This window comes from Chitinophaga sp. MM2321 (assembly GCF_964033635.1).
In the GTDB taxonomy this organism is placed as follows: Bacteria; Bacteroidota; Bacteroidia; order Chitinophagales; family Chitinophagaceae; genus Chitinophaga.
Map to the genome: position 1 here is coordinate 2,989,394 of NZ_OZ035533.1, position 12,434 is coordinate 3,001,827.

The window sequence follows — 12,434 nt, forward strand, 5'->3', positions numbered from 1 at the left end:
TTCTATCTGTTTAAATATGAATGCTATTTTTTTCCTACTGCCACATCTCCGTATGCGTGGATCTTTTCGCAGATCAACCGCAGCGATGCTTCCAGGTCACCACTGGCTGTTTTGAAGGCATCGGCGTCAATGGTCAGTGGTGCACCCAGCACCACCAGCGGCGCGCCGAATTCCGGGCAACGGATCGCCTGTTCCAGGGAGAGCCCTCCTACTGCCTGCACGGGGATATTTACCGCAGCCACTACTTCTTTCAGCTGGTCCAGCGGGTTAGGCATTCTTTTGCCCTGCGCTGCAATACCCCTGCGTTCATCATAACCGATATGATGAATCACATAATCACAACCCAGTTCTTCCAGCCGCTTTGCACCGGCCACCATATCCGGGCTGCCCAGGTTATCGCCCATTACTTTTACGCCGAAATCACGGCCTGCATTCACTACACAGCGGATCGTTTCTTCATGCGCCCGCACCATCACCACTACATGGGTGGCACCGGCTTTGCCCATCATCTCTACTTCGAGATAACCGCCATCCATGGTTTTGAGATCTGCTACAATAGGAATACCAGGAAAAGCTTCCCTTAATTTCCGTACGCCATGTAAGCCTTCTGCCAGGATCAGCGGGGTACCCGCTTCCAGCCAGTCAACACCTGCGCGTATGGCCATTGCTGCCGTTTCCAGGGCTTCATCTATGTTTGTTAAATCCAGTGATATCTGTACTATTGGTTTCATATATTTTTTATAATAAGCATCGTTTCTTAATCCCGGAGCATTTTTACTTTTAAATCCTTAAAGAGTACTTTACTCTTTGGATCATGACCCTGCAGTGCAAAAGTGCCGCTGGAAATCAACCGGCCGGGATGACCTTCCGGCGCCGTGGCATTGGCTGGTTCTGTATATTCCAGTACTGTTTTACCGTTCACTTTTATGGTAATCTTTTTACCCTCTACACGGATATATTCGGTAAACCAAACATTATCATCTACCAGTTTTTCTTTGATCTCCTTGATATCATACAGGCTACCGGTTCTTTTCCAGTCGCTATGTGAGTTGTTTACCTGTACTTCAAAACCTTTGTCCGGAAAACGTACCTGCTGGAATTCCGTGTGGAAATAGATCCCGGAATTTGAGCCGGGCATCGTCATCACCTGTGCCTGGAATTCAAAGTTTTTGAAGTTGTGGTTGCCGACATCGCCTTCATAAAATAAATGCGCTCTCGGACCATTCACCACGATGGCGCCATCTGCTACGGAAAAGGTGCTGGCATTCTCACCAGCCTTCCATCCGTTGAGAGATTTACCATCAAACAGGGAGATCCAGCCATCGCCGGAACCGGCTGCACCGGCTTTTTTTGCCGTGTTACAGCCCATCATCAATCCGATAGCTAACAGGAATAGCAATACGTTATATCTCATCTTAAATTGCTTCAGATTATGTAATAAAAAATCAACCGATACTACCCCAACCTTTTCTGTATTCTCTTTTCACATACTGATTGGCTGCATCATAATTGGTGACACGCATATTCTGATGATCCCACAGCAACTTCGTATTGGCGCCAGGATAATCATTTCCTTTTCCTGATTTTCTTGGTACCGGGATATCCGCTACACGGATGGCTAAATTCGCCATTAAGATAGCCTCTGTCAACGGACCTGCCAGTTCAAAAGGAGAACTCAGTTCCATATTACCATATCCGGCAATAGCACCTTCCACCCACTGGGCGTAATGGCCTTCTGCACTACCGGGAACACGGGCAAAAGTCTGTTTAACATGCACTTCATCCATGCGTGACAGTGGCAACAGGCGCGGATTGGCAGCATATTCACTGGCCATCATCTTGCCTTTGGTACCCACAAACAAGATACCGCTGTTTCCATCTCCAAACATTTCATTCGGGCCCAGTTCTTCCGGACGTTCCGGTTTGATACCACCATCCATCCAATGCATGGTTACCGGTCCTTGTGTTTTATTTGTTTTGGGGAAAGTTAAAGTGGCATGACTGGCCGGAGGACAGCTATCGGGGAAAAATCCTCTTTCACCAAAGGCGACAAACACACTGCTTACGCTCGCCTGTACATCCGATGCATATTTTAAATTCAGTACGCTGAAAGGTGCTTCCATCAGGTGACAGCCCAGATCGCCGAGAGCGCCGGTACCATAATCCCACCAACCGCGCCAGCTACCTGGAATCAGGTTATCTACATAATTTTTTTCAGGCGCAGTACCCAGCCAAAGATCCCAGTCGAGGCCCTTTGGCACTGGTGGTGTTTCCTTGGACCAGGGAATACCCTGTGGCCACACCGGGCGGTTTGTAAAGATATATACCGTGTGTACGTCACCGATAATACCGGCGTTGTACCATTCACGCATTTGTCTTACCCCATCTCCGGAAGAGCCCTGGTTACCCATTTGTGTAACCACTTTATATTTTTTAGCGGCCTCGGTCAATTTCCTGGCTTCCCAGATATCATGGGTCATCGGTTTTTGTACATACACATGCTTGCCCAGTTGCATGGCGCCCATGGCAATGATAGCATGACTATGATCGGGTGTGGATACAGAAACAGCATCAAAGCTTTTTGATTCTTTTTCAAAAAGTTCGCGCCAGTCTTTATAGTATTTAGCTTTAGGAAATCTTTCTCTCGAAGTAGTGGCTGCACGGTCATCTACATCACATAAGAAACCAATGTTGGCTTTCCCGCTGGCATTAAAATTGAAAAGATCAGATCTTCCTTTGCCGCCTACGCCTATCCCTGCAATAACAAGCTTGTCACTCGGTGCCAGGAAGCCTTTGCCGCCCAATACATGACGCGGGATGATGGTAAATCCCGCAGCTGCAAGCGCCGAGTTTTTTATGAAATTCCGTCTTGAACTGGATGCATTACCTTGATTCGACAAATTTTTGTCCATGTCTTTAATTTTTGGTTAAATAAGAACGATTATTTATTGTCATTAGCTTGTTTGCAGACCATACTGCGCCAGTACCTCCTGCGGAACACCTTCCCATTTATTGGGCGTATTTCCAACATAGCCAATGTCTTTAATCCCCATCTCCGAAGTATAAAATCCGGAAGCTGTGAGGTTACGCATCAGGCTAAAGAAAGCAACACCTTGCTGCATTTCCGGTTTAGCTTTTAAAGGGTAGGCGATCTCTGTTACTATTTCCAATTGTTCTTTTTGTGAACAATCAACAAAGGCATGATTGTAACGTTTCAAACACTGAAGGTCCAGCCATTTAAGCCCTCCCCGCATGGGTGTTTGATGTTCAGGAATATCTTTCACAATAAATGCTATAAACTCAGGTACTTTCGCATCAGATGCACTTCCTGATTTTTCATCTTTTGGAATGATGATGTCGGCCAAAACTGTGATGGTACGCATTTCATGTTCATCAAAAAATGTTTCGTCCTGCAGCTTTTTTAACCGTTCTATTTCAAAAGGTTCCCGGCCATCCACCAGGGATAAATTGCCGGCGCCTTTCAAAGTAACCGCTTTCTTGTCACCTGGTTTACAAGATTCCAGCAGTATACCGGTACCGATCGCCGTTATACCTAAAGCCTTTATAAGTTCTCTTCTTTTCATCTTGTTAAATATTTCTTTTCTTACGTTGATCAAGAATATATTCTGCTGTCCGCATAGATAGTGCAAGGATGGTCCAGGTTGGATTCTTATCTCCCTGCTGAACAAAAGAAGCACCGTCTACCACAAAAAGGTTTTTACAATCATGTGCCTGGCTCCACTTATTCAGGGCGGATGTTTTAGGATCATCACCCATTCTCACGGTGCCTACTTCGTGAATAATATCTCCTGGTTTCTTTAGTCCGTAATTCTCATCAATACCTCTGTCAGGCGTGGTATTGATGGCGCCCATTGCGTCAAACATACCTTGAAAGGTTTCTTTCATGTGCTTTGCCTGTTTTATTTCGGCATCTGTCCATTTATAATGGAAACGTAATACCGGGATACCAAAGCGGTCAACAACATTCGGATCAATCTCGCAGTAATTATCTTCGCGGGCGATGGCCATACCACGTCCGGCAAAACCAACACGCGCACCAAAGAAACGGCGGTAATCATCCTTCAATGAAAGACCAAATCCACCGGCATCTTTTTTATTTCCATTACGGTCAGGCACCATTCCACTCATAGCAGGTACACCATCGGCAAATCCGTAAGAAGGCATACTCATTCCTCCTCCATATTCAATATGATAACCACGGGGGAAATCCAGTTTCTTATTATCGAGCCACCAGGGAGAATAGATATGGACGCTCCCTACCCCATCTTCATTATATCTTTTTCTATCCAGCAGTTTAGGCAGGAATCCCGACATAGAAACACCGGTGGAATCATGCAGATATTTTCCGATGATACCACTGCTATTTGCCAATCCGGCAGAATGAACGCTGGACTTGGAGTTGAGCAATATACGGGCAGACTCACAGGCACTTGCACCCAGAATAACGATGGTGCCATTTACCTGGTATTCCATCATGTCTTCTTTATTAACATAGGAAACACCGCTTGCCAAACCATCTGCACCGGTGATCACTTCCCGCACCATGGCATTTGGAATGACCTTGAGGTTACCGGTCTTCAGTGCCGGAATCACCAGGCAGGAAGAAGCAGAAAAGTCACCATATACCTTACAGCTTCTACCACACTGTCCACAGTTAAAACATGCACCACGATCCTTATTTCCAGGCAAAGCCTGTGTAAGTACTGATCCGCGGCCTGCTATAACGTTTACGCCTACTTTTTTTGCGCTCTCCTTTATAAAAAGCTCATGTAACCGGGGTTTGGGGGGAGGAAGAAATATTCCGTCCGGATCATTTTCAAGCCCTTCATTTGTACCATACACACCAATTAACTCGTCTACCCTATCATAATAAGGTTTTACATCATCGTAGGTAATCGGCCAGTCATCCGTTGCGCCATCAAAGGATTTACCTTTAAAGTCATGCGGACCAAAACGAAGTGAAATACGGCCCCAGTGATTGGTACGTCCTCCCAGCATGCGTGAACGAAACCAGGTAAACTCCGTTTCATTCTTGTGCGTATAAGGTTCGCCATCTATTTCCCAACCACCATAGGCAGCATCAAAATCTCCAAACGCGCGAACCGTACTGGCGCCTCTGCGGGCAGATTCCCAGGGCCATTTTAATTGCAGGGAGTCTTTCGCCGGATCGAAAAAAGGACCGGCTTCCAACATCAAAACTTTCATCCCTGCATGTGCAAGTACATACCCTGCCATTCCGCCACCCGCGCCGGAACCTACAATCACTACATCGTAATGCTCTGCTGATTTCTTAATTTGTATGCTATCCATAATTTTTCATGGTAAGTTTAAACGGGAATTATTATACGCATTTGTTCCTGTTGGGCACAAACAGGCTCACCCCCGAAGGCCATTCGATTTTTTTACAATAATGAAACAAATATCTAAATTATGATACGCCATTGTTGTACAATATTGGCATGTTTACAGCTTATGTTATCTTTAATCTGGTCTGGCAGGAATTTCTTCTTTACAATAAAAGATATCACAAGATTAACGTTGTGAAAAATCTTTCTACTCCTGCTTTACATATCCGATATATATCATTACATTTACTAAAATACACCACGCAAAACCTGTACTGACAGTGAATATTACAACCAAGTTCAAAACTTGCGAAAAAACACGGTTTCATCATTAACTAATAAAATAGAGGTGTACTAAAAACAAACCCGTTACCGAAAATAGTTTGCAATATTTCAGCGGTATAATAATATAGCAAGACGTTTTTAAAGCATTTGATAATATAGTACAATAAAAGGACAATGAATAGCAATAATGAATTCCCTATATACTATATTTTAGAGCCGGGGATTACTAATATTTTAGTCGTTACAAAATTGGGAATATAGGATATGTATTTAAACCTGTATTAAACAGGTCATATTACCTGAACTTCTTTTGCCGGGACCGGGCAATAAATAAAAATATTTTATCAATAACGGGGAAGCATAATCGAAAATTATATTTAAGTCATGATTTTATTATTCAAAGAGGTTTATAAGTTAGGACGGATAGCCATGTTGTTATTTCTTTCTTTGCCGGTTTTATCCCAGGACAAAGATAACCGCTATCCGCCAACCAGTCAGCCAGACAGGGTTAATCTTACCGTAACAGCAGATCCTTCCACTTCCATGGCGGTAACGTGGCGTACCACTACTGATATAGGAACAGCATATGCTGAAATACAGGTAGCCAATGCGAATCCTACATCTATCAAAGATGCGAAAAGGATTACAGCGCGTACAGAAACATCTGCTGTAGAAAGTGGAAAGTATAAGGAACTGGTATGGAAAGGTGTAACCGCCAACTACCACTCCGTGATTTTTGAAGGGCTGAAACCTAATACACTATACTCCTACCGCGTAGGAGCAGGCGACTACTGGAGCGAGTGGTTTCAGTTCAGAACTACCGGAAGCAACGGCCAGAAGCTGTCATTTGTTTACCTCGGAGATGCACAAACAGATCTTTATTCCATGTGGTCTAAAGTAATCCGCCAGGCCTATACACAAATGCCCGAAACAAGACTGGTATTACATGCAGGCGATCTTGTAAACCGCGACAACCATGATGAAGAATGGGGAGAATGGTTTGCAGCCGGCTCTTTTATTTTTGGGATGGTTCCCAATATGCCCTCTCCCGGTAACCACGATTACGGCCGGGATGAGAACATCCACAAGCTATCTCCTTTCTGGCGTCCGCAATTTACACTGCCCGAAAACGGCCCTGAAGGACTGAAAGAAACCTGCTATTTCACAGATGTGCAAGGCGTACGGTTTATCTCCCTCGATGCATATATGGCTGAGGAATCAGACGAGTTCCTGGGAAAACAGCAACGTTGGGTAGACAGCGTACTGCATAACAACCCCAACAAATGGACCGTTGTACTTTTTCATCATCCTATATATTCTCCCAAAAGTTCCAGGGATAATAAACGCATGAGAGAAACATTCAAACCTCTGTTCGATAAATATAAAGTAGACCTGGTATTACAGGGACATGATCACACCTATGCACGTGGCATGGCTAAAATTCCCATGCAACAGAAAGGTAGTACCTCCGGTACGATGTATGTTGTTTCTGTAAGCGGTCCGAAGATGACCGACAGTGGCGTCGAAAAGAAGTATTGGATGGACAGGTCCGCTGTTTACACACAACTGTTTCATGTAGCCACTGTTGAAAACGGGAAGCTCCAGTTCAGAACCTATACTTCAACCGGTGAACTGTTCGATGCTTTTGATCTCGTTAAACAAAAAGGGAAAATCAATAAACTGATAGAAATGATGCCTGCAAAATAATTCCGTATCAGGCAGCCAACCAGAACACAGTGAAACAAATAGCGTTATGAAAAGAATCACCTCTTTTAAAATTTATGCCGCTGCTTGCATCGTGATTGCAATGTCAGCTTGTGAAAACAAAGGTCCCGCATCCAGTAGTATGCATGCCCGGCCCAAAATTGTAGTGGGCCTGATGGTAGATCAAATGCGCTGGGATTACATGTATAAATACAGCCAGCGATATGGGGAAGGCGGTTTTAAACGGTTGCTCCGTGAAGGTTTCAGTTGCGAAAACACACTGATAAGTCATGCACCTACTGTTACAGCCATCGGCCATTCTTCTGTTTATACCGGCTCTGTTCCGGCCATTACCGGTATTGTGGGTAACTCATGGTATGACAGGGAATGGGGCAGACAAATTGAAAATGTGGAAGACACCACCGTTACCGGTGTAGGCGGTAAAGCAGGTAATCAGCGTTCTCCCAGGAATCTGCTCACCACCACCATTGGCGATGAACTGCGTATGGCCACTAACTACCAAAGCAAGGTAGTAGGCGTTTCCATTAAAGACAGGGGCGCTATTTTGCCCGCAGGACATACCGCCAACGGCGCATTCTGGTACGATAATGACGCCAACAGCTTTATTACCAGTACCTATTATATGAATGAGCTGCCAGACTGGGCATCCCGGTTCAACGCCATTAACTGGAAAGATTCCCTGATGCCTGGTGGCTGGAATACCCTGTATCCACTGGACTCCTATACACTCAGCGATAAGGACGACAAAACGTACGAGGGCACTTTCAGCGGAGAAGACAAACCCGTTTTCCCGCATACAAAAGCAGATATCACCAACACACCTTTTGGTAACACGATCACCTTCGAATTTGCAAAATCAGCTATTGAAGGATACAAACTCGGAGAAGGTGCATTTACGGATATGCTGGCGGTAAGTGTCTCCAGCCCCGATAAAATTGGTCACCGTTTTGGTCCAAATTCAATAGAAGTAGAAGATAATTATCTGCGACTGGATAAAGACCTGGAAAACTTTTTCAATTACCTGGACAAAAGGTATGGAAAAGATGGATACCTCTTCTTCATTACAGCAGATCATGGCGCCAATCACTCTCCCGGCTATTTGCAGGAAAACAAAATTCCAAGTGATGCGATCAATGAAGATACCATGAAGCAGCAGATCCTTGCCAGCGTGAAAGGAAAGTACGGCACCGCAGATGTTATACAAACATTTACCAACGGACAGATATATCTCAACTATGATGTGCTGGCAAAAAAAGGACTCGACAGAAAAGCAGTAGCAGCTTATATCGCAGATCTTTTCAGCCGGCAAAAAGGCTATGTATGTGCCGTATCCCGCGACGACCTGGCTACTGCCCCATTACCGGAGCGTATCAAATCAATGTTTATCAACGGATGTAATCTGAAGCGAAGCGGAGATGTTTTCCTGATAAGATCAGCTGGCTGGAAATCCGGATCTTTAAAAGGTACAGCGCATGGCGACTGGTATCCATATGATGCGCATATACCGCTGGTGTGGTTAGGACATGGTATCAAACACGGAAAAACAAACCGTACAACCGGCATGGTTGATATCGCCCCTACCCTGGCGGCCTTACTGCAAATACAAATGCCAAGCGGAAATATAGGAGAAGTCATTACAGAAATAAGCGATCAATATATGAAGTAACCAAAAAACCAATCAAAGTTTTGATGATGTGACATGACAGGTAGCCTGGCTATCCTGCTCGGGCGTTTCATGCACGAATCATTCAAACCAACAGTGAACACACACGTTTATCCACCATTCTACACTTTTAAAAGCGTCTTTATGCAAAGAAGCAGATGTATTCTATTATTTTTAATCGCATCTCTCAGCTGGTTAATGACTAATGCGCAAGAGAAGCCAATAACCGGTGTGGTTGTGTCAAGTGACGGCAACATACCATTAATTGGCGCTTCGGTAATCCTGAAAGGAACCAATACCGGAGCCGTAACAGATGTGAACGGAAAGTTCACCATCAAAGCAAACATCGGACAAACACTCGTTGTCAGGTATGTAGGATTTCCGTTAAAGGAAGTAACCATACAAAATACAGCCGCACTTACTGTACAGCTGGACGCTCAGGGAACAAGCCTGGGAGGTGTAGTAGTAACGGCATTGGGAATGAAAAGAACCAAAAGGTCGCTCGGGTATTCTGTGGGTGAAATAAAAAGCGAAGATATCAGTAAAGTGCCACAGGAAAATGTCCTGAACAGCTTAACAGCGAAGGTACCTGGTATGAAAATCATCAACACTACAGGAGAGATCAACAGTGATCCTATGGTAGTGATCCGTGGATTTAAATCGCTGTCCGGAAACGATGCGCCATTGATTGTAGTAGACGGACTTCCAACCGGTAACGATGCCGGCGTACTGTCTGATCTGAGCGCGGATAATATTGAAAGCGTAAGTGTACTGAAAGGCCCCAGCGCCGCCGCACTTTATGGCTCCAGGGCAGGTAGCGGCGTATTGCTGATCACTACTAAAAACGGAAAAGGTCAGAAAGGTTTAGGCGTTTCCGTTAACTCGGCGTATGTAGCCAGCGTGCCGTATAAATATGTGCCGCTGCAACAGGAATTTGTTACAGGTTCCAACGGCGGATTCAATGAAACCACCAACCTGTGGTGGGGTCCAAGAATGGGAACATCCGTAGCGAGGTTTGGTACAAATGGAGAAGCAACTCCTTTAACACCTCATCCGGACAACGTGAAAAACTTTGTCAATGTTGGCAACAGTTATATCAATGATGTTTCTATCAGGGGTTCCAATGACAAGGGTAGCTTTAACCTGTCTCTCTCTGATTCAAGATCTTCCGGCGTTTATCCGGCATCAGAACTCAGGAAGGATGCGGTTTCTCTCTCAGCTACTTATAACATTACCAGCAAATTAAGGGTGGCAGCCAACTTTAATTATCTGAACTCCGGTTCAGACAACTTCAGGGCGCAATCCGATAATTATCACCCTTATGAGGATATATACTTTACACCTAACTGGGCCGATATTAATGAGCTGAAAGATTACTGGAAAGAAAAAGATGTTAAACAGAATGTATGGGGAAGTGATTTTAATAATCCCTGGTTCAATGTATATGAAAACGTAAGTGGTTTCCGTAAAGTACGGCCTTATGGTAGCGTAAAGCTTGACTGGGACATCACCAAAGACCTGAGCCTGATGACGCGCATAGGTACCTTTAATGAATCTTATACTACTGAAAGCCGTACTGCCAAATCGGAACATAACCGTCCCAATGGTAGCTACGTCAATATCGCATCGCAGAGCCAGGAAGTAAATACTGACATCCTGTTAAACTATAAAAAAGAAATCGGTGATTTCTCTTTCAATATAGCCGGTGGAGGTAACCTCTTTTTCAGTAGCGAATCAAACACCAACGTAAACGGACTTAAACTGATCCTGCCAGGTTTATACACTGCCGGCAATATCGATAAGTCTGCCGTTATATACAGCAGCGGCAAATACAAAAAGCGGATCAATGGTTTAATGGGAACGGCTTCCGTAGGATATAAAGAACTCGTGTACCTGGATCTTACCGGAAGAAATGACTGGTCCAGTACATTACCGAAAGACAACAGGTCGTACTTTTACCCTTCCGCCTCTTTGAGTATCATTGCTTCACAGTTGTTACACTTACCCGAAACCATCTCCCTGCTGAAATTAAGAGGAGGATGGGCTAAAGTAGGTAAGGATACTGATCCCTATCAGTTAGCTATGGCACTTGACCAGTCGCTATGGGGAGACAATACACAATTTGCGCTGCCGGGAACGCGTCCTTCCAGTGATCTCATACCTGAAAGTATTATCTCTTCAGAAGTAGGGCTGGATTTCTCCCTGTTTAAAAACAGGTTGGGACTCAACTTCACCTATTATGAAATGGAAGATAAAAACCAGATCACAAACGTATCTGTGGCTCCTGAATCCGGTTATCTTACCGCCAATATCAATGCTGGTATCGTAAAGAACAAAGGAGTTGAAATAAGTCTGAATGCTGTACCTATTCAAACGAAATCGTTTAGGTGGGATGTTAACTTCAATTTCACGAAAGAAAAAAGCCGGATCACCCAACTCCCGTCAGGTGTGTCAAACTACCAGTTCTGGAATAGGGCCAACATCTACAATCAAACTGCTGTAGGTGGTGTTGTAGGCGATGTTTGGGGTAACGACGTGGTGCGTGTTAAAGAAGGTCCGTATGCAGGATGGCCACTGCTCGATGATAATGGCTATGTAAAACTGGACCCTGAGTTGAAAAAGATAGGAAACGTCATGAATGATTTCTCGCTGGGCTTCCAGACCAATGTAACCTACAAACGCTTTACCGTATCGGCAAGTGTTGACTGGCGGCAGGGTGGTGAATACTATTCTGAAAGTATGAAGCGGTTAGCACGCGATGGCAGAGCAGACAGCTGGTTTAAAGAAGAAGGCAATGGAACGTTTACGGGTATCCTCTCCAATAAATCATTTAACGGTGATAATGAAAAGCTGGCGGCAGAGATTAAATCCAACCCTGGCAAATACAATGCAGCAAACGGTCTTACCTGGGTAGGTGGCCGTGATGCAGATTACGGAGGATTTGAATACGGTGGTTCCATACCAAACGGGGCTTTCTTCCCCGGGGTTAGGCCTGATGGAAACGGCGGCTATGTTGAAAACTTCGGTAGTCCCGGTACAAAGTATTTCCGCAGTGACCTGATTGCAGATCCAGGATCAGGATACTGGAGCAGAGGTGTACAAACCTGGATGTATGACGCATCTTTCATCAAGTTGAGAGAACTGGCCGTAGCCTATAGTTTCTCCGATCAGGTGGCGAAAACCATATCAGCCAAAGGAGTAACACTTTCTGCCTTTATGAGGAACCTCATACTCTGGACAAAAGCACAGAATTATATTGACCCGGAAACCGCTATTAATAACACCAATGAACGGCAAACATCCAGCAAGCACTATGCCTTGGGATATGACAGGGCCTTTATGTATCCCTGGACTTTGACATTGGGTTTAAAATTAAACGTTCAGTTCTAAATACG

General features: G+C 44.7%; 8 protein-coding genes. 3 read left to right on the forward strand and 5 right to left on the reverse strand.

Annotated features, from left to right (window positions below; genetic code table 11):
• Positions 1-23: 23 nt before the first annotated feature.
• The 5 genes from ABQ275_RS11710 to ABQ275_RS11730 are packed head-to-tail and all read right to left on the reverse strand — an operon-like array spanning position 24 to position 5,331.
• On the reverse strand, positions 24-731 hold the full coding sequence (locus ABQ275_RS11710) for an orotidine 5'-phosphate decarboxylase / HUMPS family protein (protein ID WP_349318321.1): 708 nt from the start codon (positions 729-731) through the stop codon (positions 24-26).
• Between the two features lie 26 nt (positions 732-757).
• Entirely contained in the window at positions 758-1,414 is a 657-nt protein-coding gene (locus tag ABQ275_RS11715; protein WP_349318492.1) for a DUF1080 domain-containing protein, read from the reverse strand.
• A 31-nt stretch (positions 1,415-1,445) separates the two neighbouring features.
• Complete coding sequence (locus ABQ275_RS11720; RefSeq protein ID WP_349318493.1) at positions 1,446-2,912, reverse strand: Gfo/Idh/MocA family oxidoreductase; 1,467 nt, start codon at positions 2,910-2,912, stop codon at positions 1,446-1,448.
• Positions 2,913-2,954: 42 nt separating this feature from the next.
• Positions 2,955-3,584, reverse strand: coding sequence for a gluconate 2-dehydrogenase subunit 3 family protein (locus ABQ275_RS11725; protein WP_349318494.1), 630 nt, complete (start codon positions 3,582-3,584; stop codon positions 2,955-2,957).
• A gap of 4 nt (positions 3,585-3,588) precedes the next feature.
• Entirely contained in the window at positions 3,589-5,331 is a 1,743-nt protein-coding gene (locus ABQ275_RS11730) for a GMC family oxidoreductase (protein WP_349318495.1), read from the reverse strand.
• 704 nt (positions 5,332-6,035) lie between these two features.
• On the opposite strand from ABQ275_RS11730, the gene ABQ275_RS11735 reads away from it, so the two are divergent.
• The 3 genes from ABQ275_RS11735 to ABQ275_RS11745 all read left to right on the forward strand — a co-directional run bounded on the left by ABQ275_RS11735 (position 6,036) and on the right by ABQ275_RS11745 (position 12,429).
• The gene (locus tag ABQ275_RS11735; protein WP_349318496.1) at positions 6,036-7,358 is read left to right on the forward strand and encodes a metallophosphoesterase family protein; all 1,323 of its coding nucleotides are present in this window, start codon (positions 6,036-6,038) and stop codon (positions 7,356-7,358) included.
• Between the two features lie 46 nt (positions 7,359-7,404).
• Entirely contained in the window at positions 7,405-9,042 is a 1,638-nt protein-coding gene (gene pafA, locus ABQ275_RS11740; protein ID WP_349318497.1) for an alkaline phosphatase PafA, read from the forward strand.
• 141 nt (positions 9,043-9,183) lie between these two features.
• Positions 9,184-12,429 carry a SusC/RagA family TonB-linked outer membrane protein gene (locus ABQ275_RS11745; RefSeq protein WP_349318498.1) on the forward strand — a complete coding sequence of 1,082 codons (3,246 nt, stop codon included), beginning with the start codon at positions 9,184-9,186 and terminating at the stop codon, positions 12,427-12,429.
• Positions 12,430-12,434 lie beyond the last annotated feature (5 nt).